This is a genomic window from Marinomonas foliarum, assembly GCF_003337275.1.
Classification (GTDB): Bacteria; Pseudomonadota; Gammaproteobacteria; order Pseudomonadales; family Marinomonadaceae; genus Marinomonas; species Marinomonas foliarum.
Genome location: NZ_QPJQ01000009.1, coordinates 56,315 through 78,577, shown reverse-complemented (window position 1 = coordinate 78,577; position 22,263 = coordinate 56,315). Strand labels below are relative to the sequence as shown.

The 22,263-nt window shown below is 44.0% G+C and carries 24 protein-coding genes; 10 read left to right on the top strand and 14 right to left on the bottom strand.

Features of this window, described 5'->3' with window-relative positions; genetic code table 11:
* Positions 1–157: 157 nt before the first annotated feature.
* From DFP77_RS06835 to DFP77_RS06800, 8 genes are read right to left on the bottom strand one after another with little or no spacing between them, the layout of a single operon-like run.
* Entirely contained in the window at positions 158–712 is a 555-nt protein-coding gene (locus tag DFP77_RS06835; protein WP_114411535.1) for a DUF3833 domain-containing protein, read from the bottom strand.
* A gap of 38 nt (positions 713–750) precedes the next feature.
* Complete coding sequence (locus DFP77_RS06830; RefSeq protein WP_258861082.1) at positions 751–1,509, bottom strand: hypothetical protein; 759 nt, start codon at positions 1,507–1,509, stop codon at positions 751–753.
* Positions 1,502–2,026 (bottom strand): DUF2878 domain-containing protein, encoded by a 525-nt coding sequence (locus DFP77_RS06825; RefSeq protein ID WP_114411534.1) that lies wholly within the window; start codon positions 2,024–2,026, stop codon positions 1,502–1,504. The genes DFP77_RS06830 and DFP77_RS06825 overlap by 8 nt, the downstream gene beginning before the upstream one ends.
* 8 nt (positions 2,027–2,034) lie before the next feature.
* The gene (locus tag DFP77_RS06820) at positions 2,035–3,303 is read right to left on the bottom strand and encodes an SAM-dependent methyltransferase (RefSeq protein WP_114411533.1); all 1,269 of its coding nucleotides are present in this window, start codon (positions 3,301–3,303) and stop codon (positions 2,035–2,037) included.
* A gap of 47 nt (positions 3,304–3,350) precedes the next feature.
* Positions 3,351–4,130, bottom strand: coding sequence for a DUF1365 domain-containing protein (locus DFP77_RS06815; protein WP_114411532.1), 780 nt, complete (start codon positions 4,128–4,130; stop codon positions 3,351–3,353).
* Positions 4,124–5,374, bottom strand: a complete 1,251-nt coding sequence (locus DFP77_RS06810) for an NAD(P)/FAD-dependent oxidoreductase (protein ID WP_114411531.1) — start codon at positions 5,372–5,374, stop codon at positions 4,124–4,126. The genes DFP77_RS06815 and DFP77_RS06810 overlap by 7 nt, the downstream gene beginning before the upstream one ends.
* A 37-nt stretch (positions 5,375–5,411) precedes the next feature.
* Positions 5,412–6,185 carry an SDR family NAD(P)-dependent oxidoreductase gene (locus tag DFP77_RS06805; RefSeq protein WP_114411530.1) on the bottom strand — a complete coding sequence of 258 codons (774 nt, stop codon included), beginning with the start codon at positions 6,183–6,185 and terminating at the stop codon, positions 5,412–5,414.
* Positions 6,186–6,198: 13 nt separating this feature from the next.
* Entirely contained in the window at positions 6,199–6,642 is a 444-nt protein-coding gene (locus DFP77_RS06800) for a nuclear transport factor 2 family protein (RefSeq protein WP_239544431.1), read from the bottom strand.
* Between the two features lie 190 nt (positions 6,643–6,832).
* Here DFP77_RS06800 and DFP77_RS06795 point away from each other — a divergent pair, with 190 nt between their 5' ends.
* The 8 genes from DFP77_RS06795 to betA all read left to right on the top strand — a co-directional run bounded on the left by DFP77_RS06795 (position 6,833) and on the right by betA (position 14,780).
* Positions 6,833–7,408, top strand: coding sequence for an RNA polymerase sigma factor (locus DFP77_RS06795; RefSeq protein WP_114411528.1), 576 nt, complete (start codon positions 6,833–6,835; stop codon positions 7,406–7,408).
* Between the two features lie 5 nt (positions 7,409–7,413).
* A complete protein-coding gene (locus DFP77_RS06790; protein WP_114411527.1) occupies positions 7,414–8,112 on the top strand; it encodes a ChrR family anti-sigma-E factor in 699 nt (232 codons plus the stop codon).
* A gap of 126 nt (positions 8,113–8,238) precedes the next feature.
* Positions 8,239–8,421 (top strand): PFL_1563 family small protein, encoded by a 183-nt coding sequence (locus DFP77_RS06785; protein ID WP_114411526.1) that lies wholly within the window; start codon positions 8,239–8,241, stop codon positions 8,419–8,421.
* Positions 8,422–8,502: 81 nt separating this feature from the next.
* On the top strand, positions 8,503–8,712 hold the full coding sequence (locus DFP77_RS06780; protein ID WP_114411525.1) for a hypothetical protein: 210 nt from the start codon (positions 8,503–8,505) through the stop codon (positions 8,710–8,712).
* A 151-nt stretch (positions 8,713–8,863) separates the two neighbouring features.
* Positions 8,864–10,594, top strand: a complete 1,731-nt coding sequence (olsF, locus tag DFP77_RS06775) for a bifunctional ornithine lipid synthase OlsF (RefSeq protein WP_181858507.1) — start codon at positions 8,864–8,866, stop codon at positions 10,592–10,594.
* Between the two features lie 445 nt (positions 10,595–11,039).
* Complete coding sequence (locus tag DFP77_RS06770) at positions 11,040–11,345, top strand: isoamylase early set domain-containing protein (protein WP_114411524.1); 306 nt, start codon at positions 11,040–11,042, stop codon at positions 11,343–11,345.
* A gap of 274 nt (positions 11,346–11,619) precedes the next feature.
* Complete coding sequence (gene betB / locus DFP77_RS06765) at positions 11,620–13,077, top strand: betaine-aldehyde dehydrogenase (protein ID WP_114411523.1); 1,458 nt, start codon at positions 11,620–11,622, stop codon at positions 13,075–13,077.
* Positions 13,078–13,112: 35 nt separating this feature from the next.
* Positions 13,113–14,780, top strand: a complete 1,668-nt coding sequence (gene betA / locus DFP77_RS06760; protein WP_114411522.1) for a choline dehydrogenase — start codon at positions 13,113–13,115, stop codon at positions 14,778–14,780.
* Between the two features lie 87 nt (positions 14,781–14,867).
* Here betA and DFP77_RS06755 read toward each other — a convergent pair whose 3' ends face one another.
* Together DFP77_RS06755 and DFP77_RS06745 are read right to left on the bottom strand one after the other, a co-directional pair.
* The gene (locus DFP77_RS06755; protein ID WP_114411521.1) at positions 14,868–16,802 is read right to left on the bottom strand and encodes a bifunctional 2',3'-cyclic-nucleotide 2'-phosphodiesterase/3'-nucleotidase; all 1,935 of its coding nucleotides are present in this window, start codon (positions 16,800–16,802) and stop codon (positions 14,868–14,870) included.
* Positions 16,803–17,134: 332 nt separating this feature from the next.
* The gene (locus DFP77_RS06745; RefSeq protein WP_114411519.1) at positions 17,135–17,812 is read right to left on the bottom strand and encodes a zinc metallopeptidase; all 678 of its coding nucleotides are present in this window, start codon (positions 17,810–17,812) and stop codon (positions 17,135–17,137) included.
* 113 nt (positions 17,813–17,925) lie between these two features.
* On the opposite strand from DFP77_RS06745, the gene DFP77_RS06740 reads away from it, so the two are divergent.
* A complete protein-coding gene (locus DFP77_RS06740; protein WP_114411518.1) occupies positions 17,926–18,504 on the top strand; it encodes a DNA-J related domain-containing protein in 579 nt (192 codons plus the stop codon).
* A gap of 253 nt (positions 18,505–18,757) precedes the next feature.
* Positions 18,758–19,837 carry a murein transglycosylase A gene (gene mltA, locus DFP77_RS06735; protein ID WP_239544433.1) on the top strand — a complete coding sequence of 360 codons (1,080 nt, stop codon included), beginning with the start codon at positions 18,758–18,760 and terminating at the stop codon, positions 19,835–19,837.
* A 10-nt stretch (positions 19,838–19,847) separates the two neighbouring features.
* On the opposite strand, the gene DFP77_RS06730 is transcribed toward mltA, so the two are convergent.
* The 4 genes from DFP77_RS06730 to DFP77_RS06715 are packed head-to-tail and all read right to left on the bottom strand — an operon-like array spanning position 19,848 to position 22,249.
* Positions 19,848–20,732, bottom strand: a complete 885-nt coding sequence (locus tag DFP77_RS06730) for an energy transducer TonB (protein ID WP_114411516.1) — start codon at positions 20,730–20,732, stop codon at positions 19,848–19,850.
* Positions 20,729–21,160 carry an ExbD/TolR family protein gene (locus DFP77_RS06725; protein WP_114411515.1) on the bottom strand — a complete coding sequence of 144 codons (432 nt, stop codon included), beginning with the start codon at positions 21,158–21,160 and terminating at the stop codon, positions 20,729–20,731. Before DFP77_RS06725 ends, DFP77_RS06730 begins: the two co-directional genes overlap by 4 nt.
* A complete protein-coding gene (locus tag DFP77_RS06720) occupies positions 21,157–21,582 on the bottom strand; it encodes an ExbD/TolR family protein (protein ID WP_114411514.1) in 426 nt (141 codons plus the stop codon). The genes DFP77_RS06725 and DFP77_RS06720 overlap by 4 nt, the downstream gene beginning before the upstream one ends.
* Positions 21,572–22,249, bottom strand: coding sequence for a MotA/TolQ/ExbB proton channel family protein (locus DFP77_RS06715; protein ID WP_181858506.1), 678 nt, complete (start codon positions 22,247–22,249; stop codon positions 21,572–21,574). Before DFP77_RS06715 ends, DFP77_RS06720 begins: the two co-directional genes overlap by 11 nt.
* Positions 22,250–22,263 lie beyond the last annotated feature (14 nt).

Below are 22,263 nucleotides of genomic sequence, written 5' to 3'. Positions count from 1 at the left end.
CTCGTTAACTAACATTACATTATCTCGGTTCACCGATAGAATTTTTTTAATAAATAAAAGTTAAAAAAAAAGACTACCTAGTGGTAGTCTTTCATATATAACATAAAATACAGAGCATTTTCTTTAGATGTATATAGAAGCTGCTGAAATAAACGATTCAATCAGCGAGCTGTTTTTCAATCACAATTGATAAATATCCCACCTCTACACCAAACTTTTTCATTACAGACTCATTAATTACCACACCTTCTTTGACCATATACATACGATCATCAACATTCACTTCTAGCAAATCACCATCGTAAGGCACTTGTAGAACATAGTTCATAAACAGGGAGTTACCAGCAATTTTAATATCACCAGTGCCTACCACATCATTAGCAGTAGCCGAATAACGCCCTTGATCGTCTGGGGTCATAATCCAAGTTCTTTCTTGCACTTCGCCATCATCAAATACAAAAACTTCAGCGAGAGTACCAACCCCATTATCCCAACTACCTTCTAACGTGGCATTAAAATAGCGAGTCACTTCACCGCTACGATTCTTTAAAATTCCGTGAGCGGTAAGAGAACCAGAAAAGAAGGTTTGCAATTCGAATTTAGGCTCATTTTTAGCGTATAAAGACACATCAGGTGTCGAACATGCCGTTAGCAATAACAAGCAACATACCGCTGAGATTTTAACCATGATGGAGCGACAAACATTCGTCATAATATTTCCTTTAAAAATTGGAAGCCTAAAAGTGTTATTTAAAAGTAACGGTACTGGATATCGACGTTTTGGTATTTGCCTTGTTCATTACTGATGTTGGCTCGCCCCGTAAAACGCAGCAAACGCTTATTTTCTGAGTCGTACGCGACGACAATAGGATCGACAGCCATTCTCACGAACCAAGAAACAGGCTTCAAAGAAAAACAGGTAACACCACTTTCAGTTCCGTCAATACAGTCTGATTTACCAAAACGAAAGCTATAAGTTGACTGTCTACTTGGCACAAGAAATTCAATATCCATTTCTTTGCCTGTGATTAAAGTGTCCCAATATTGCGTAACAAAAGCATTAAAACCAGCATCGACTACGACTCCAGGAACCAAAGGTACTGAGTCTTTTTCTAAACTCGCCTGACTATTTTCTTGGTAGCTGATTTCGAGCTTTTTGCCTGACTGTAAGACATCAATTTTTTCCCCGTTTCGCTCATTCAATTGAGAAAAACTAGGCGCAATTGACGACTTGGAAGAGTCTAACGACTTGGTCGCAAAGACCTGACCATCTGGTTCTGAGTATTCCACAGTGTAAATTGAATCACTCTGTTTCGTATGAGTCTCTCGGTACAGTAGCGTCTTTTCATCTAAACTGTAAGCACTGCCTACTACTTTGGAAATTGTAGGATCGGCCGGGCTCTCTGAAAGAGTTTCTGCCGAGCTTAATGAAGTAAACAAAAGCGCCCCTGTGATCAGCACTGGAACACAGTTAAGCGATAATTTTTTTGACCTTTCCATCTTAGCCATTTTCACTTTCCTCCGAGAAGATTGTCCATCTTTCTCCAAACCACATACCTAAAGGCAGTATCAACGCCCAAATTAACGCCACCACAGACAATGTCAAAAATATGGGTTCAGCCAATGTAATTCCTGATAATTTAGCCCCTGCGATATAACTTAGAGGTGGCCCTATCATGCCCATTAGAGCAATCAATAAGTAACGGGAACGTAACATCGACAAGCTATGTGCAAACAAGGTTCCAACACTTATCCAAAGACACAACAGCCAAACAGGAGGTAAAAGATTGTCTCCTGTTGATGTGGCTGTCATCGAGAACAATCCAATTTGAAATAACGTACCGTCTATCAAAACACCAAGCCCAAGAAACAAGACCAACAAACGCAATTCCCTGCGCGTATGCATAAAATAACGATCGTGTATGAGCAAATAAACAATCGTGGCAACAAGCGCCCAAACGCTTCCAGCCAATACACAAATAAACCAGACAATTTGGAATAAAATGGCATTGCCAAAACGTTTCATGGCGATCTCTATCTTATTTCTATCGACAAGCGATGATCAGGCTTAGCAAAAATAAACTGCCCTGTGCTGATTGCACGCTCTTTAAAGCCGCCTTCGCAATACGCAAGATAAAAGTCCCACATACGACAAAACACGTCATCGAAGCCCATATCGGAGACTTCATGACGCGCAGCATGAAAACGCGCTCGCCAGTCAGCCAAGGTTTTCGCATAGTGCTCAGTAATGTCTTCTAGTCCGACAATTTGCATGTCGGTTTTGGAGGCGATTTTATGAGCAATTACTTGATTGGACGGTAAACAGCCACCGGGAAAAATATAACGCTGAATGAAGTCTACAGAGCGACGCGCATAGTCATAACGCTGATCGGCAATAGTAATGGCTTGAATAACCATCACACCATGAGGTTTTAATAGTGCACTGCATTTAGAGAAATAACTGTCGTAGTACTCGTGACCAACGGCTTCAATCATTTCGATCGACACTAGCTTGTCATATTGGCCTTGCAGGTCACGATAGTCTTCAAGCAATAGAGTAATCTTGTCTTGCAAACCTTCAGCCGCTACACGCGCCTTAGCGAATTCATATTGTTCTTTTGAGATTGTGGTTGTCGTTACTTGGCAGCCATAATGCTTAGCAGCATGAATCGCCATACCGCCCCACCCAGTACCAATCTCTAAAAGATGATCTTTATCACTCAGTTGTAACTTTTGACAAATCCGATCCAACTTATTGACCGAGGCTTCTTCTAAAGAAGAGTTAATCTGAGGATAAACCGCCGAGGAATACATCATGGTAGGGTCGAGAAACAATGAGAAAAAATCATTACCTAAATCATAGTGGGCCGAAATATTATCTTTCGAGCCTTTCTTTGTATTGGCATTCAACTTGTGAATAATTTTGGTTGCAACACGGCTCCAGATAGGACGTTTGGCGTCCATTTTATTAATAAGATTCAGGTTAGCAACCATCAGACGAATAACAGACACAATGTCAGAAGATGACCACCAGCCTTTCATATAGGCTTCACCAGCGCCTATACTGCTGTTTGAAAACACATCTCGGTAAGCATGAATATCATGAACATGAATATGAGCAATGTATTGAGTATCATCCTTCGGCTCGCCAAAGGTATAGGTTTCACCGTTTTCTTCTAAAGTAAGATGACCTATCTCTAATCGGCCCAACATTGTAAAAACCATCTTGCGCGCTAGATTATCAAACCATGTTGCTGTGCGATTTTTTATCACTTTTTGATCACTCATACTAACGGAGTTCATAATTATTGGTCTCCTAATGTGTTTGGCTAATTATTAATATAATCGTCTTATTTAGTCGTTGTAGAAGACGAATTGGGGTGTGAATAAAAAGGCACTTTTTTCACCCAAAGCTTAAGTGCTTGCCAATATATTCCGAATGCCACCTTCATGGTCATCACAGGATAATTAAACAATACAGTCGCCATGGAACGAGGTGTGAGTGGCTGCCGAGTCAGTGATAACGTAGCATCAAACACACATTGCTCATTTTTTCGCTCTTTATTCTGCATATGTACTGCCAGTTTCTGGTGAGGTGTATTACTTCGCCAATCATAGAAATGTTCCATTGGGTGAAATGGAGACACATGCATTCCCTTATTAAATTGGATACGTTGGCTTTGCAGACTTGGATCACTCTTTAAAACATAAGCGATTTTTTCATTCCAAGGGGTATTGGTTACTTCCAGCAGCATAGCTTGCAGCTGTTCATTTTCATCGAAGCAGTAATAAATAGTAATGGGATTAATGATAAAGCCAAAGTAGCGGCAGTTGGTCAACATGCGCACTGGACCGGTTAGTTTCAATCCCAAGCGGTTGTTCACTTCAGCCAAAACTGCGCCCTTAATCGACGCAGATTCATCACCAAAATAATCTTTTCGGGAAAATCGAGCCAAAGACCAGCGCTTAACTGACCACCAAGGGCTCATCGCCAGCACATCATCTAGCTCATCTAAATCGAAATACATCATAAAGACACGATACCGAAAGGCATGAGTACGAGGTGTAAAACGACGATGGCGCACCGTACCCTGATAAATAGCACTGTGCTTAGGAACAAAATCTACCATGAAATACCCAATCCATTTGCGACGCGAACACCGCTCCAACAACCATCTTCGTGGAAGCCATTACGCCAGTAAGCACCACAAAACCAGGTTTTGTTAACACCATTAATCTCTGACCAACGGTCCTGTGCTTTAATGCCGTCTAAGGTAAAAGTAGGATGAGAATATTGAAAGCGCCCAACTATTTTGTCTTCTGCGATCATATCAGTCTGGTTCAATGTCACCACATAGGTCGTATCGCTAGAAAAGTGCTGCAGAATATTCATGTTGTAGCTTAGCGTTGCGGGCTTAGTCCGATCAGAACCCAAGTGATAATTCCAGCTCGACCATGCCAATTTCTTCTTCGGTAATAATCTTGTGTCAGTGTGAAGTACCACATCATTGTTGCGGTAAGGAATAGCTGACAGGATTGCACGCTCATCTGCTGAAGGATCAGCCAGTAACGCCAACGCTTCATCACTGTGACAAGCAAACACGACTTGATCAAAATCTTGTGTAGAACCATCAGCAAAATGCATCACCACGCCTTCAGCTGAACGCTCTACTTTCGATATATCCGCGCCCAGCTGAATTCTGTCTTCGAATTTAGACACTAAAGGCTTTAAATACGAAGACGAGCCGCCTTCAATCACTCGCCATTGCGGGCGCTCGTTAACACTCAACAAGCCATGATTTTTAAAGAAGCGAACAAAAAATACCAAAGGGAAGTCCATCATTTCATCTAAAGTAGATGACCAAATAGCGCTGCCCATAGGAATGAGATAATGACTAGCAAACCGACTGCCGTAACCTTTTTCTTTTAGATATTCACCAAGCGTCACGCCTTCTTTCAATAGGCCGCTTTCTAAGTCTAGGATGGCTTCTTTATTAAAGCGTAAGATGTCTTTTAACATACCGATAAAAGAAAAATTCAACAAATTACGGCGTTGCGCAAACAGAGTATTGAGATTATTCCCGCCGTATTCCAGCCCAGTACGCTGACAACTTACGCTGAAGCTCATTTCTGTTGGTTTTGATTTCACGCCCAGCTCATCCATCAAACGGATAAAGTTAGGGTAAGTCCAATCATTAAATACAATAAAACCGGTATCAATAGCACGAGTTTTACCGCTTTCTTCTACATTGACGGTGGCGGTGTGACCTCCAATACGTTCTGCAGATTCAAATACGGTGACATCATGTTGTTGCTGCAAAAGATAAGCGCTGGTTAATCCGGAAATCCCTGATCCAATAATGGCAATTTTCACTCATTGTCCCCTTAAAACGTAATTTGTCATTACCCAGCTAGGCTGATGTATTAGATGGTTTTTTAGGCGCTAACTTAGAGAGCCACATTTTTGGAAAATGTCGACCTAGCCACAACATGGCGGTCAAGCGCCTAGGAAAGGCATATTCAAAAGGCCGCGACCCTAAAGCCGTAAACATACGTTTTGCCGCATCGTCAGCGGACATCAGAAACGGCATATCAAAAGTATTCTTCTGCGTTAATGGCGTGTCGACAAAGCCGGGTAACAAACAAGTCACATCTACATTGAATTGCTTTAGGTCCATTCTTAAAGAAGACAAAAAGTATCGAATCGCTGCTTTACTGGCTCCGTAGGCTTCGGCTTGAGGAAATGCGGCTTGTACAGCTTGTGAGCTCACCCCAACCAGGTGCGCGCGGGGTGACTTTTTTAGTAACGGTAAAGACACTTCGACGCTGTTCACTAAGCCAATAAAATTCACTGACATGATTCGATCCATCATTTTCCAATCTGGATCAGTGTCTGTCATATCCAAATATTCACAGGTTCCAGCATTCAGTACCGCACAATCTAATTTATCAGTATGGGCACTTAACGCCTCACGAGCAGCACCCATTTGGCTTTCGTCTGTCATATCAAAAGGAACAAAAGAAAGGTTTTCATTGGCATCTATCAATGAGGTCAGCTCGCCTTGCCCTCTTGCGCTGGCAATCACCTTCCAACCTGCGTCTAAAAAGCATTTTGTAAGCGCTAAACCAATGCCAGAACTGGCACCTGTGATCCATACTACGTCTTTTTGAATTGCTTGATTCATCTGAATACCCTCCCTACATCACCAAACGCTTTTTTAACCCTTTCACAAAAAAACCTAATAAAGGCACATGCTCATAGATTAATTGTCCCAGATCATAAACGTCTTCGTGAAAATAAATACGTTCATCAAATTGCACCTGACTAATACCGCGCACTGTGATGGTTTTGTTGCCCAATTTAGGGTGTTTAAAATGCATATTCCATTTAATGTATGCCGTGTTTTCAGACACAGTCTGATCCAAATATTCAAAACGCCCACTATGAACATTGGCGCACATTTCAGAAAGATAAGCATGCAAGGTTTCTGCACCACGCAATTCATGGACGGGATCTTTGAACAACACATCTTCTGTGTATATTTCATCAATTTTATCCAGCTGTGGATGCTTAACATCGAGATAGAAGGCCTTGAAGCGCTCTATTAACAAAGAACTGGGATCCATTTTCGCGTCCGCCATATTCATCACTTACCTTAGCTGTTACCTTGTCAGGTGTTTGGTTATAAGGATTAAACGCAAACCAATGAACTTTGGATCATTCTTTTTAAATTGTTTTTGATCATTTAAGTGATCCACATTTATTTATATGACGTAAATACATTTATAACGCACACAAAGCGTCGAGATAGCTTTCATTATTGGAGCCAAAATGGAACGCGTAACCCAACTAGAATATGACGAAGAACGAGCTGCAGACATGCATGCCGTTGCTGAAGCAAGAGACCAAGCAGCTCTTACACGCCTATTTGATTACTATGTTCCTAAGATCAGAAGTTTCTGTCTTGCGGCTCAGCCTGGCGCAAATTTAATGGCCGATGATATCGCCCAGGAAGTGATGATTCGTATCTGGAACAAAGCACACACTTATAAGCCAGAGTCCGCGTCGCTTAATACTTGGGTTTTCACCTTGGCAAGAAATGCCCGTATCGACTATTTGCGTAAGAACAGCCGACACCAGTCTGATATCGACCCAGAATTTCTCTGGCAAAACGTGGTCGACGAAAATGCAGACCCATTTAAAGATGCTCAGCAAAAAAGAGATCAAGAACGGATCCAACAAGGTTTAGATAAATTACCCAAGGATCAAAAGCAGGTTTTGGCAAAAGTCTATTTAGAAGGCAAAACCCACAAGGAAGCGGCAGAAGAATTATCACTTCCCCTTGGAACGATAAAATCTCGTGTCCGTCTCGCTTTGCACAAACTCACTATTTACGTAAAGAGGTAGTATCGATGATTAACTACCATCCATCGATTGAAACATTGACCGATTATGCCGCTGGCTCATTGCCTCTGGCGCATTCTCTGTGTGTGTCTACACACATAGAACATTGCCAAGAATGCCAACAGCAAATTCGCAAACTCGAAATGCTTGGATCACACCTGTTTGAACAGGCCAAGACCGAGAATCGTCGCCTTAGCAGTTTAAAAGACAGCTTCTTCCAAAAGTTAGCGGAGCAGCCGGAGCCCGTCGATCTCGACAAACCGGAAACATCAGAAGTGCCAGCACAAAGTTGGAATGATGATTACCGTATTCCTCGCAGCCTGCGTCAGTTCATCAAAAGCAGTTACGATGACCTCAACTGGATGCGCTTATCGCCGTCGTTTAAAATTGCCACACTCTACAATGAAGAAGGGGGCGCACAAGTTGCTCTAACACGAGTCAAAGCTGGCGCACATATGCCAACTCACACTCATACAGGTGATGAGATTACCCTAGTGTTAGAAGGTGCTTTTTCCGATGAAAGCGGCGTGTATCGCCAAGGCGACTTTATTAATCGGGACGCCAGTCATAAGCACAAACCCATCGTCACCAAAGACGCAGAGTGTATTTGTCTTACTGTCTTGGATGCGCCTATTGAATTCACGGGATGGTTAACACGACTATTGAACCCAATCATTCGTCGACATCACCCTTACTCACCGCAATAAAGCAATATTTCGTGGCGCCGTGCAGTAAAAGATAGACACACGATTGCAGACGTTAGCCAATAACAAGCAAATATTGTGAAAATCTGGTATAGTCCTTGTTCAATCTAAAAACAAGGACTATTTATCATGGCAACTAAGAAGAAACAGCCGGCTGCTTCGGAAACTTCGGAATCCATTGAAAAGCAAATGCAAGAGTTTCTTGCTCGTGGTGGGCAGATAGATAAAATCGATTCAGGGGTTAGCGGACAATCTCAGCTAACAGGATCACGTCATATTTCCCTAGGAAATAGCAAGGCGAAAGCTCAATAAGCTATAGGGATATTTTACTTCTTGTAGATATCCCTTGCTATTGTCGCAGATAATTACCTATTCAATTGGAACTGGAAGAGTATGCTCTCTGAATCTGATCGCGCGTTTTTTCGCCCTAAATGGCGTCGAGTTGTTACCACCTTATTTTGTGCTGGTTGGGCCATTGTTGAATGGGTTGCAAACGAACCAATCTGGGCCATGATTTCAGCAGGCATTACAGTTTATTGCCTATGGAACTTTTTCTACAAATTTGAAGAAAAAACAGACGAAGACAATACCCCTGCAAGCTAACCATTTGTGCACTCTAACCAATCCTATCCTTTTTATAATATTTGTTTATAGCGCATAATATATTCGCCACATAAACGTCACGACACTGTCATATTGACGCTCTACTCTCACTAATAAGATACCTAAAAACTTATTAGAGCGGAGCACCACTGTGATACAAGTCGAGCAAATGATTGCCAGTAAATCCCCTCAATTTTTCGATAAAAGCCCGTTAATCACTCGCCCAACGTTAAGCGTGCTAAAACGCTTATTCCACGAAAGTGAGGTCAACCATTTCTTGGAAAAAAACCACGGCTGTGTCGGCTTCGAATTTATTGATCGTGTTCTGGATCATTTCAACTTTAGCTATAACGTCAGCCAAGTTGATCGACGAAACATACCTGCGAGTGGTCGCGTTATGATTATCGCTAACCACCCTCTTGGTGCTTTAGATGGCTTAGCATTACTGCGTTTAATTGGTGAAATTCGCCCGGATGTAAAAATCGTCGCTAACGATTTATTAATGGGGTTTGATGGTTTAAAACAGCTTGTTCTTCCCGTCGATAATCTTGGCGGAAAAACAGCACGCCAGCAGCTCAAAGCCATTATGAGCTGCCTACATAATGAAGAAGCCGTGATCATTTTCCCTGCGGGCGAAGTGTCGCGTATGTCGCCAAGCGGCGTAAAAGATCAGCAATGGAATCAGAACTACCTAAAACTGGCACAAAAGACTAACAGCCCATTACTGCCAGTTCATATTGGCGGACGCAATTCCATGCTGTTTTACACCAGCTCTCTTTTATATCGTCCGCTCTCGACGATTCAGCTCGCTAACGAAATGTTTCGTCAGCGCAATCGAAAAATCCCCATGCAAGTTGGCCAAGCCATTCCAATTCAAGAGCTGGCACAACTACCACTAAGCGATAAAGAAAAAAACAAACTCGTAAAGCGCCATTTATACCGTATTGCCAAAGGCAAAAAACCGCTACTTAAAACCGAAAAGACCGTTGAGCATCCGCAAAATAGGCAGATGATCAAACAAGAACTCAAAATAGCCGAACACCTTGGCAGTACCAAAGACAACAAGCAAATCTACCTGTTTGATTACGACCCAATGTCGGTGACGATGAAAGAGATTGGGCGCTTACGCGAAATTGCCTTTAGAAAAGTGGGTGAAGGTACTGGCGAGCGTTCAGATTTAGATAAGTTCGACCAATACTATCGCCATTTGATTCTATGGGATGAAGAAGAGCTAGAAATTGTTGGCGCTTATCGTATTGGCGAAGTCGCACGCTACATGAAGTCGGATACACCAAACCGTATCTACAGTGCTGAATTATTCCAATACTCTTGCGATATGGAACCTTATTTTGAACAAGGTATTGAGCTCGGGCGTAGCTTTATCCAACCAAAATATTGGGGCAAACGTAGCTTAGATTATTTGTGGTATGGAATTGGCGCCTATTTAGACAGACACCCTGAAATTCGCTACATGTTTGGCCCTGTAAGCTTAAGCAACAGCTACCCGCAAGTGGCAAAAGACTTTATTGTCTCTTTCTACAAACTCTATTATGCCGATAAAGAACACTTAGCGCGCTCTTTCACGCCTTATCAAGTTAACACAGAACACGCTGATATTATTTCAGCCATGTTCAGCGGTGATAACTATGAAGAAGACTTTAGGATACTAAAAGAGCAGCTCAGCCACTTTGGCGCCAGCGTACCAACACTGTTCAAACAATACAGTGAATTGTGCGAAACGGGCGGAGTTCGCTTCTTAGACTTTGGCGTCGATTCAGACTTTGGCTACTGCGTGGACGGCTTGGTCCTAGTAGACCTAAATACTGTCAAAGAAGCGAAAAATAAACGCTACCGAGGACACAATGACGGCATTCAACACTAACGATGATCGTGATGGTGCCCATGTGAATGGTTTCTATTCGAACGCTCTCTATGGTGTTGCTCAGGGCGCTTGAAAAACGCTAAATAGATAATTTTCACGATCAGCATCACGCTTAATACAATAAGAACGATCATTTGAATATCCATAAAAACACCTCGTTATTGTTGTTGGTGTCTTTAAAGTGTAGGTCATTTGCCTTGCTTAAATTGTGAATTTTCGTCTTAAGTTTGTGTCGATAATAAGCCCCAAAATGGCGCGCTACCTACACATTTAAGACGTTAAAACCAATATAAATAATCGCTTTATTGCAAGGCTTAATATATTTCTTTAAATAGATTAATCAGTTAAAAAATATGGCGTAAGCCTTGCTTACTTAAACTATTATCCTTCAGGCTTTTTGTCGTAGCCTTCACCCACTTTTCTGTCAAAGATAACGGAGCTGGACATGATTGAGAAAACCTACTTAAAGACAAAACCCGAATGCAAAGTGAAATTTGCACTGCCTGCAGAAACCGTCGGTGATGCAAAAAATGTCGCTTTGGTGGGAGACTTCAACAATTGGGATTGCACAGCTAACCTGATGAAAAAGCAAAAATCTGGCGTCTTTGTTTCAACACTTAATTTGGATATAGACACGGCTTATCAGTTTAGATATGTGCTTGATGGTACAGAATGGCTCAACGATGAAATGGCCGACGATTATGTACCAAGCCCTATTAGTTATGATTCAAATGGTGTTATTAGCCTTTAAATAACATCATTGCTAAGAAAAATATACTTGCGCCTCCATATTTCACGTGGAGGCGTTAACCTCTCGATTTCCCTCTTTTTTCCTCTCAAATTCGCCCTTAACAGCGGACACCATAACGTCATTTTTTTGCTCAAAGACACTAATTCATGGATTCGAGCTGCAATTTATAGCCAAAATATGTACAATTGTTTTTATTGAACGCGCGTTTAATAAAAAATCAAATACCTTAACAACTCTAAACAGAGTCGTTAAAACAGACTTAAAGAGGCACATCATGGCACATCAGCAGCAATACATTCACGGCCGCTACCATGCATCCACCAGCGGAGAACACTTTGAGACGATCAACCCAGCCACAGGCGAAGTGATTGCAACAGTCGAACACGCAGGACAAGCTGAACTAGATGCTGCTGTAGAGTCTGCAAAACAAGGTCAAAAAGTATGGGCAGCAATGAGCCCAGTAGAGCGCGGCCGTATTCTAAAAAGAGCGGCGGAACTATTGCGTGAAAACAACGAAGAACTTGCCCGTCTAGAAGTATTAGACACAGGCAAGCCACTTCAAGAAGCTATTTGCGTAGACATTCAAACAGGCGCTGACGTAATCGAATATTACGCAGGTCTGACCGACAAGATCCAAGGCGATTACCAAGACCTTGGCAATGGTAATTTCTTCTACACTCGTCGTGAGCCATTAGGTATTTGCGCTGGCATTGGCGCATGGAACTACCCAATTCAAATCGCCATGTGGAAATCTGGCCCAGCGCTGGCAGCGGGTAACGCCATGATCTTCAAACCATCCGAAGAAACGCCGCTTACCGCTCTTAAATTAGCTGAAATATTTACCCAAGCAGGCTTGCCCGACGGCGTTTTCAACGTCATTCAAGGCGATGCTCGCACCGGTCAAATGATCACAGCTCACCCAGGGATAGACAAAGTCTCTTTCACTGGTGAAGTGGGCACAGGCAAAAAAGTCATGACGGCTTCTGCGCAATCCTTGAAGCAAGTGACCATGGAACTTGGCGGTAAATCGCCTATGATCATCTTCCCTGACATGCCAGTAGATCAAGCCGTTTCTGCCGCCATGCTCGCCAACTTCTACACCCAAGGCGAAGTATGTACTAATGGTACTCGAGTTTTCGTTCACGCCGACATGTTGGACGCTTTCACCAAGGAATTAAAAGAACGCACCGAAGCTATGATCATTGGCGACCCGATGGACATGGACACGCAAGTGGGTGCCTTGATTTCCAAAGACCACATGCAAAAAGTACTTGGCTACATTCAAGCCGCTAAAGACGCAGGCGCGACATTATTGTGTGGTGGTTACCAAGTCACGGAAAACGGCTTAGACAAAGGCGCCTTTGTTGCTCCGACTGTGTTCACGGATTGCACCGACGACATGCCACAAGTTCGCGACGAAATCTTCGGCCCAGTAATGTCTGTACTTAGCTTCACCGACGAAGACGAAGCCATCGCTCGTGCTAACGACACCAAGCTAGGCTTGGCCGCTGGCGTATTTACTAAAGACTTCGCTCGCGCTCACCGTGTAATTAACCAGCTACAAGCCGGTATTTGCTGGATCAACTCATGGGGTGCTTCACCCGCTGAAATGCCAGTAGGCGGTTACAAAGAATCTGGTATCGGTCGTGAAAATGGCATCGAGACCTTGTACCACTACACTCAAAACAAAAGCGTCTTTGTCGATCTGAACGACATTCAAAGCCCTTACTAGGCGGGTCGCTTAACTTTTAATAGATGAGAAAGGTCATGGCAAACGAAACGTACGATTACATTATCGTCGGTGCTGGCTCCGCAGGGTGTGTGCTGGCAGACCGACTGACAGAAAGTGGCGAACACAAGGTATTGCTACTGGAAATGGGCGGCTCAGATAAGAGCATCTTTATCCAGATGCCAACCGCCTTGTCTTATCCAATGAACACGACAAAATACGCGTGGCAGTTCCACACAGACAAAGAGCCAGGTCTTGATGGTCGCGAAATGCATTGTCCACGCGGCAAAGTATTAGGCGGTTCGTCATCTATTAACGGCATGGTCTATGTACGTGGCCACGCCTGTGATTTCGACCAATGGGAAGAAAACGGCGCTAAAGGCTGGAATTACCAAACTTGCCTACCTTACTTCAAAAAAGCCGAAACATGGAAAGGCGGTGCGGATTTATACCGTGGCGGCGAAGGCCCATTGTCGACCAACAACGGCAACGACATGACTTACAACCCGCTTTACCAAGCCTTTATCGATGCAGGCGAAGAAGCAGGTTACGGCAAAACCGACGACTACAACGGTTACCGCCAAGAAGGCTTTGGCCCAATGCACATGACGGTAAAAAATGGTGTGCGTGCTTCTACGTCGAACGCCTATTTACGTCGTGCCATGCAACGCCCTAACCTAACACTTAAAACCGGTGTACTAAGCCATAAAGTCCTCTTTGAAGGTAAAAAAGCCACAGGCATTGAGTTCAGCAAAAACGGCCAAACTCAGCAAGCTATCGCCAGCAAAGAAGTGATTCTATCGGCTGGCTCAGTTGGCTCACCACAGTTATTACAACTGTCTGGCATAGGTCCGAAAGACGTCTTAGATAAAGCCGGCGTACCAGTGCTTCACGAACTGCAGGGCGTTGGTGAAAACCTACAAGACCACTTGGAAGTCTACTTCCAATACTACTGCAAGAAGCCTGTGACGCTAAACAGCAAGCTTGGTTTGATCAGCAAAGGCTTGATCGGTACACGCTGGATGCTTTTCAAAACGGGCCTTGGCGCGACTAACCACTTTGAATCTTGTGGTTTTATTCGCTCTCGTGCTGGACTAAAAGCGCCAAATATCCAATACCATTTCTTGCCAGCGGCCATGCGTTACGATGGTCAAGCCGCAGTTGAAGGTCATGGTTTCCAAGTACACGTTGGTCCAAACAAACCAGAAAGCCGTGGTAAGTTATGGATAGAGTCCGCCAATCCAGCGGCGAAGCCGCGTATCTTGTTCAACTACATTTCGACCGAGCAAGACAAACAAGACTGGCGTGATACGATTCGCCTAACTCGTGAAGTGCTGCAACAATCTGCACTAGACGATTACCGTGGCGATGAAATTCAGCCGGGTATGAACGTCCAAAGCGACGAAGAAATCGATCAGTGGGTAAAAGAGAACGTAGAAAGTGCTTATCATCCATCTTGTACTTGTAAGATGGGCGATGACAACGACCCAATGGCCGTGTTGAACGAGCAATGCCAAGTGCGCGGTTTGCAAAATCTACGCGTGGTGGATTCGTCTATCTTCCCGACCATCACCAACGGCAACTTGAATGCACCTACTATCATGGTAGCGGAAAAAACCGCAGACATGATTCTGGGCAAAGCAGCGTTACCAAGCCTAGATGCACCTGTTTGGATTCACCCAGAGTTTGAACACAAACAGCGTTAATAACAAAGCAAAAAAGCTCACAAAAAAACGCCTGCTAGATATTAGCAGGCGTTTTTCGTTTAGGTGCTTCGTTCTATTTCAATTAAGCTATTTAATCTGAAACACAGCAAAACCATTGTCGTCTAAAGACTGGTAGGACATGTTTTTACTCGCTGCCTCTTTGGCTTTTGGCGACGTAGTAAATAAGACTTTCGCTTTGCCAAATCCAGTGAATGACCAGTTGCCGTCAGCCGCTGGATTAATGGTTGTTTGGCTCAATAAGTAATTTGCCACCACATCGCGGTTCTTATCTGGCGCATCAATCACGATGGTTTCGCCATTCAGGTTAGGGAAATGACCGCCGCCGCCAGCGCGATAGTTATTGGTTGCCACCAAGAACTCATCTTTCATTCTTAATGGTTCGCCGTTAAACATCGCCTTGGTAATGCGATGTGCGTCTTTATTAACCACTTCACCGTCCGCATTGTAACGAGCAGGTTGGGTGACATCGATCTTGTAAGAAATACCGTCAATCACATCAAAGTTATAAGTCGGGAAAGACGCATTCACCAACTCTTGCGGTTTAGTTGAAGTCGTATCGATCTGATTAAACTGCCCTGCCGCCGCTTCTAACCATTCCACCACTTGCGCACCATTCAACTTCACGACTTTTAAATCGTTCGGGTAAATGTACAAATCACTGACATTTTTCAGAGCGATATCGCCTTTTGGCACATCCGTGTAATAGTCTGGACCACCACGACCGCCGGCTTTAAATGGCGCTGCCGCAGACAAGATAGGCAAACCTTCATAAGACGTACCACGAACAATATTTTCCACATACCAAATCTGCGCATTGTTCACGATCTGAATGGATGGGTCATCTTGCACCAACGCAAAGAAACTATTGATGTCAGCCTTGGATTCACCCACTTTGCGACGCATATATGCCAGAGTACCTTCATGTTCGGTTTCAACCGCCTTATTCACCGCCGCATCTGCTTCGACTAATGGCACAGTTGTTCGACCTTCACGACGCGCAATGGCGCGCACTTCTGCTTTGCCATCGGCGACTTTCCAACCATTTCCAGCAGGCTCAAGCGTCAGATCAATCACCCCAAGGTGAGAACCCCAAAAGCCGGGCATAGTTGCAGGTTTACCAAATACCGTGCCTTTTTCGCCATCCACACCTTCAAAGGCGTCTAATGCTTTGTCGCCAGGGAATATTCGATGCGAGTGACCAAACAGAATCGCATCAATGCCATCGACTTTGGCAAGATGATAAGACGCGTTTTCTTCGCCTTTCATATAAGGGGAATTCATCATGCCACTGTGTGGAATCGCGATAACCACATCCGCGCCTTTGGCTTTCATTTCAGGAATGTATTTGTTGGCGGTTTCGATAATGTCTTTGGCGATGACTTTATGGGTTAAATTGTCTTTATCCCACGTCATAATTTGTGGTGGCACAAAGCCAATGTAACCTACTTTGACCGTTTGTTCTTTGCCGTCAGAATCGACGAAGGCTTTGTCTTGAATCAGATAAGGCTGGAAATACGGCTGATCGTTAGACGCATCGTTGTCACCGTCGTCTACATACACATTCGAGTTAACATAAGGGAAATTAGCGCCACTTAAACTTTTCATTAAAAAGTCTAAGCCATAGTTAAATTCGTGGTTACCGATATTACCCACATCGTAATCCAACAGGTTCATTGCTTTAAACGCCGGGTGCGTTTCACCGAAGCGCAATACACGGCCTTTCGCCACATAATCACCCAACGGCGTGCCCTGTAATAAATCACCGTTATCCACCAACACAGAGTTCGTTACTTCTGCACGTGCGGCTTTGATCAAGGTCGCCACACGAGACAACCCGACCGCATCACTTTGCTTATCGCCGTAGTAATCGTAATCCACTAAGTTCATGTGAATATCCGTAGTTTCCATGACTCGCAAGTCAATAGTCGAAGCCTGCGCCATCGCAGCAAACAGCAAAGAAGAGGCGAACATAGTCGCGCCCTTAGGAACAAAAAACGTCATGAAAATACTCCATTCACAAAGATCTTTCTTATTAAAAAATACTAACCAAAAAGTCAGTTTTTATAGTAAGACGATTTTATGCGAACTTCATGCCTTTTTTGTGACAGGTCTTGAAAGATTGTTTTCAAAAAATTCGAGTCTTGTGATGAAGAGATCTGTCGGCCTGAAGGCGCGACTTACACCAACACGTCGGATGACGATCGTGCCTTCCTCATCCAACCTACAAGGCTTAATGCATCCATACAATGAGAACCAAACGGCGTTTTGATGAGGTAGGCGGTAGTTTCGAAGAGAAACGCCGTTTAGTTCGAGTCATGTGGAAACACAAAGCACTAGCGTTTAAACCATCGCCAAACGAAGAGTACTTTGATAAGTGCGGCAGCGACGTAGGTCATGGCGCAGGCGGTGAGGATTTTCTTCACTTTGGGTAGGTCTTCCTGTGGGATGTAGTTGCCTTCTCTCAAAATGGGAAGTGCTTTATTAAAGCTGGCGTCCCATTCTTCTGGCAATATCGCTAGCTGCACGATGACCGCCAATAAACCTGATAAACCAACTACCAGCGCGTGCAAAGGCACGGCATAAGGAATGTGCAATAGTAAGCTCAAGGCGGGCCAGCCAAGCAGTAGACCAGCCGTAATGCGACGAGCAAAATGCGCCAAGGGCAAATAGCGAGTGCTGAGGTGAGAGATCTTTTGCTTCTTCTCGTGGGCAATGGCATGTCCTACTTCGTGAGCCGCCACAGCAACCGCAGTTAAAGAGCGCCCATTAAACACGCTAGGGCTGAGACGAACGATATGTTGTCCAAAATCAAAATGGTCGTGGCCTTCTTGTGTGGTCTCAATGTTAACCTCGTTTAATTCAAAGCGTTTTACCAAGTGCGTCGCCAGTTCTCCACCTGTTCCAGGTAAGTCCTCACGGTCCGTTGCATAACGTTTCAAGGTAAATTTCACCCATGCGCTTGGCCCAACGATCAATGTTATAACGCCCAGTATTACTATAATCCACAACATAGTTTTGTCTTTTTCAATATCCCGTTATTAAAAAATACCCGTCGCAACTTTGACCCTTTTTAGGTTCGTAACATACACTGTAATGAATTAATGCCTAAGCAGACGAGACAGATATGAAAAACCCTTTAGTCGGCCCTATCCTCGAAATCCTACGACTTCACCCTGATGGTATCAGTGAATTCGATATTCTTAAGACACTAAAAGAGCAATTACCCGAATTCAGTCAGCTCGCCGACGATATGAACCTACAACTTTTCCGCCAGCATTTTCTAATCATGAATGCCTTGTATCAGCTGCAAAGCAGTTTATGGCAAGAAGAGAATCTCCTGCTAAATATTAGCGCATTACGTATTAACCTACTCAGTGCAACGCAAATTCAGCGCTCTGCCAGTACTAATTTAAGCGATAGCGTAGACGCAAAGTTAGCGGCTTACTACCTTGATTGGGAAGAATACGAAAAAACTGACGCAGACGCCGTAGCACAGCTACTGAATAGTTTTTACAAAGGCATCAGCTTACCGGGCAATAGAGACTCGGCCCTCAAGACACTACAATTAAAAACCTCGAATCCCAGCAAATCAGACATTAAACAGCAATACAGAAAGCTGGCTCAGAAACACCACCCAGACAGAGGCGGTGATCAAGATGTATTCATCGGTCTAAGACAAGCCTACGAGTATTTAATGTTCTAGGCGGCAGTGCGTTGATAAAGTGTAAAACTCCCTCCTAATGATTGCTTTCACTTCTATAAAAATTCAAGATGAACCTCGCTCTTTCTGTGCGGTCAAAACATGACACTCAGTTACTTTACCGATTTATTTTATAGAAATAGGGCTTATGATTTTTTCATTTTTTATACGACACTTGCTACCCACTAAAGCACAATACCGCTTTCTACTTCGCCCACTTTGTCTTGCCTCCTTCGTGTTCCTTAGCAGCTGCAGCGTGAATGAAATAGACAGTTCCAATGACTTCGAAAACAACGGCCGTGACACCGCTGCGCTTAAGCGTGAAACATTATATTTGCAAGAAAGCCTGCCACCAGGGTTGCCGATGCCGGACGAAAGTTTTCAGAGCGGTTTGCAGCAGCAGATCACCTACTTAAACCGCATTCAAGATAAGACGCTATTTTTAGAGAATACCCATACCAGCGTGGCTGATTTAAGAATCGTTGCCGAAGAAATAAACAATTGGTTACAGAATCCAGTCCAACAACCTCAACTTATTGCTCATCAATTAGCGGGACAAGACCAAAGAGGTAACGTACAAATCACAGGCTATTATGTGCCTATTATACCTGTTCGGCATTTACCAGACGAGGTCTACCGTTACCCGCTTTACCGCAAGCCTGTGCAACGGAATACCGAAGGAAAGTACCCATCCCGTGAAGAGATAGATTTTGAAAATGCCCTAGCAGGACAAGGTTTGGAAATTGCCTATACGGCCAGTTTAGTCGATAACTTTTTCCTCCACGTGCAAGGTTCTGGCGTCGTCGAGTATGAGGATGGCGAGCAGAAGTTGCTGTCATGGGGCGGCGTAAACGGTCATGCTTATCGCAGTTTAGGCAAAGAGCTTATTGAGCGGGGTGAGATCGATCGAGCCCATATTTCCGCCCAGAGCATTCGTCAGTGGCTAAGCGATAATCCAGACCGTAACCGCGAAATTTTGTCGACAAACCCAAGCTATTTGTTTTTCAGTGAAGGGCCAAAAGCACCAATTGGTGCAGCTAATGTGCCTTTAACGCCTCTTTATTCAGCGGCTGTTGACCCGAAAGTAATTCCTTTAGGTTCTATCTTGTTGGCACAGGTGCCAAAACTCGACGCTTACGGCAACCTAGTTGGTCATGAATTTCGACTTTTGTTAGCACAAGATAAAGGTGGCGCTATCAAGGGACCAGGTCATATTGATTGGTATCAGGGCATTGGCGAAGAAGCGCACTTTCATGCAGGTCAGCTAAAGCATTTTGGCAAAGTGTGGCTGCTACTCCCTAAAAACCCAGCACCAGAAACACTCATCGCCCAGTAACAGTTATCTATCAAAGCTCGCTGAGTTTGAAGGATACAGGAAGGTTAATTTTTAGCTCAGTTTCTACCATGTCTTTAGAGAAGACTGGTAACGGAACTGAGCGTTTAATCATGTCCAATACGGCTTTATCAAGGCGCTTATGCCCAGAGCTTTTTGTAATGACCACATTAGTAACAGAACCATTCGCATGCGCAACAAATGACAAGGAAACAACCCCTTCTTCATTACGACGGCGAGATGCTCTTGGATAACGTTTATTCTGAGCCAACACCGATGTTAGCTTAGTAAAGTAGTTTGCTGTTGCGCCTGGGTTACCGCCTGTCGTTACTGAATTAGAGCTACCAGTGGTCACTTTCTGATTCGCTGACGATGGCGTTGCAACAGGCTTAGACGTTGCCTTTTTTACTACTTGAGTCTCTTTCTTGGGCTCTGGCTTAGGCTCTGGCTCTGGCTCTGGCTCTGGTTTTGGCTCTGGTTTTGGCTCTGGTTTTGGCTCTGGTTTTGGCTCTGGCTTCACTACTTCCACAGGAGATTCCTGCTTCACAACAACTGGCGCAGGCTCTTTGATAATTTCTGGTTCTACAACTGGCTCAGGCTCAATAATAGGTTCTTGTTCAACAACTGGCTCTTCTTCCACTACTTCTGGTTCGACCTTTTCTTGAACGTCTTCAATAGGCTCTTCTATTACCTCTTCAACCTCTTTACTTTCTTCTTGAGCGACTGTCGTTTGAGAAGCAACGCCAAGGTCGCCCACCATACCTAGATCAAACTCAATACCTTGAGAGCCTGCAGACTGACTACCCTCCGTTGGCGCATAAAATACCGCGTAGAAAGCACCAGCATGGACAGAAACAGCAAGTCCACCCGCAATGATCCAATGGCGCGTGGAAATCATTCGTTTCCTCGCTCTAGCTGAGTAGCTAAGCTAACCTTCGTAAGGCCAGCTAAACGCACTTGATTAAAAATGGGACGTAGTTTTTCTAACGAAATAGCGCCATCGGCTTTAATTTGTACCCAAAAGGCCTCAGGATCGGATGATGAATCAAAGGATTTTTCTAAATACGCTTGAATATCATCGACGACAAATAACGCGTCATCCACATACAAGCTATTATCCGCACCCAGCACGATCTCAATATTTGGGTCAGTTGTCGCTCGGGTCTCGTTAACGGATTGAGGAGGAACGACAGCAATAGGATCTGCTTTTTGAATTTGCCCTGCGACCATAAAGAACACCAACATCAAAAACACCACGTTAATTAGTGGCACCATGTTGTCGTCGTTACTGGCGTTTCTCGCGGCGTATTTTTCCCCTATTTTCATTTCAACTCCGGCATGGCAAACGCATTCGCAATAGAAACGGTTTTTGCGCCATTGAGTTTTAAGCGATCAGCAAGATGCATCAAGGTTTGCAACGTCACACCATCTTCAGCTTTAATGACAAAAACACCTTCGTTATGATCTGCAATGAATGAATGAAAAGCGGATTGATCAGAAAATCGGAGTGCTCGCCCGTCTACCCAAACCTGATCGTCGTTTTGTTTTAACGTCAGCACAAGGTTGTCTGGTTTTTCTTGAGCCGGATCTTGTGGATCACTAGAAACAGACAAAGGCGTATCAACAAGTCGCCAAGGCACAAAAGTCGAGGTCAGCATGAAGAACAACAGCAAGATAAACACCACATCAATCAGTGGTGTCAGGCTAATTGCGTTCTTACGCTTAGGTTGAGACAAATTAAGCGGCATGCAATAACTCTTCGTCAGCCTTTTCTACTAATTCTTTTGTTTGCTTACTGGTAAATACTTGAGTAACAGCGTCGTTCATATTGTGAGCAATACGTTCTACCTTGCGCTCTAACCAGCTTTGTAATGTTACGACTGGAATGGCTACTGCCAAACCTACTGCGGTCGTTAGCAGCGCCTGCCAAATACCGCCGGATAGAACAGAAGGGTCAACTTGATTGCCCGCACCTTCCATCTGCTGGAAAGCCGTGATCATACCCAATACCGTACCGAGCAAACCTAATAATGGGCTCAATGTCGCAATAATTTCTAGAGGTCGAAGATAAGAACGAAGCTGATTAAGTTGATTCATCGCACGACGTTCTACTTCTTCACGAATTAACTCTGCTTGAGTATTCGTCTCTAATAGCACGCGCATTGTATAAGCCACTAAGGCATCTATAGGACGTTTCTCATCTAACTTTTCAAGCGCATCTTCGCAGTTACCAGCACGCCAATCGTTTAAGGCGAGATTACTTGTTTTAAGGCTTTCGGCACGCAGAGAAGACAGCTGCCATAACTTCAATAGGACAATGGTTAGAGCAACGACAGAAAAAACCATCAATATCCAAACTACAGGCCCACCGACCTGCAAAAAGTCGACTATTTTCTGCTGTACTGAATTTTCCACGACACTCTCCAATG

Bases quoted from the DNA above. Each gene is read 5' to 3' on its own strand.
- DFP77_RS06830 (WP_258861082.1), bottom strand. From the start codon at position 1,509: ATGGCTAAGATGGAAAGGTCAAAAAAATTATCGCTTAACTGTGTTCCA.
- DFP77_RS06740 (WP_114411518.1), top strand. From the start codon at position 17,926: ATGAAAAACCCTTTAGTCGGCCCTATCCTCGAAATCCTACGACTTCAC.
- DFP77_RS06815 (WP_114411532.1), bottom strand. From the start codon at position 4,130: ATGGTAGATTTTGTTCCTAAGCACAGTGCTATTTATCAGGGTACGGTG.
- DFP77_RS06805 (WP_114411530.1), bottom strand. From the start codon at position 6,185: ATGAATCAAGCAATTCAAAAAGACGTAGTATGGATCACAGGTGCCAGT.
- DFP77_RS06795 (WP_114411528.1), top strand. From the start codon at position 6,833: ATGGAACGCGTAACCCAACTAGAATATGACGAAGAACGAGCTGCAGAC.
- betB (WP_114411523.1), top strand. From the start codon at position 11,620: ATGGCACATCAGCAGCAATACATTCACGGCCGCTACCATGCATCCACC.
- DFP77_RS06770 (WP_114411524.1), top strand. From the start codon at position 11,040: ATGATTGAGAAAACCTACTTAAAGACAAAACCCGAATGCAAAGTGAAA.
- DFP77_RS06835 (WP_114411535.1), bottom strand. From the start codon at position 712: ATGACGAATGTTTGTCGCTCCATCATGGTTAAAATCTCAGCGGTATGT.
- DFP77_RS06745 (WP_114411519.1), bottom strand. From the start codon at position 17,812: ATGTTGTGGATTATAGTAATACTGGGCGTTATAACATTGATCGTTGGG.
- DFP77_RS06825 (WP_114411534.1), bottom strand. From the start codon at position 2,026: ATGAAACGTTTTGGCAATGCCATTTTATTCCAAATTGTCTGGTTTATT.
- DFP77_RS06785 (WP_114411526.1), top strand. From the start codon at position 8,239: ATGGCAACTAAGAAGAAACAGCCGGCTGCTTCGGAAACTTCGGAATCC.
- DFP77_RS06720 (WP_114411514.1), bottom strand. From the start codon at position 21,582: ATGCCGCTTAATTTGTCTCAACCTAAGCGTAAGAACGCAATTAGCCTG.
- DFP77_RS06780 (WP_114411525.1), top strand. From the start codon at position 8,503: ATGCTCTCTGAATCTGATCGCGCGTTTTTTCGCCCTAAATGGCGTCGA.
- DFP77_RS06790 (WP_114411527.1), top strand. From the start codon at position 7,414: ATGATTAACTACCATCCATCGATTGAAACATTGACCGATTATGCCGCT.
- DFP77_RS06800 (WP_239544431.1), bottom strand. From the start codon at position 6,642: ATGGCGGACGCGAAAATGGATCCCAGTTCTTTGTTAATAGAGCGCTTC.
- DFP77_RS06820 (WP_114411533.1), bottom strand. From the start codon at position 3,303: ATGAACTCCGTTAGTATGAGTGATCAAAAAGTGATAAAAAATCGCACA.
- betA (WP_114411522.1), top strand. From the start codon at position 13,113: ATGGCAAACGAAACGTACGATTACATTATCGTCGGTGCTGGCTCCGCA.
- DFP77_RS06730 (WP_114411516.1), bottom strand. From the start codon at position 20,732: ATGATTTCCACGCGCCATTGGATCATTGCGGGTGGACTTGCTGTTTCT.
- DFP77_RS06725 (WP_114411515.1), bottom strand. From the start codon at position 21,160: ATGAAAATAGGGGAAAAATACGCCGCGAGAAACGCCAGTAACGACGAC.
- DFP77_RS06755 (WP_114411521.1), bottom strand. From the start codon at position 16,802: ATGACGTTTTTTGTTCCTAAGGGCGCGACTATGTTCGCCTCTTCTTTG.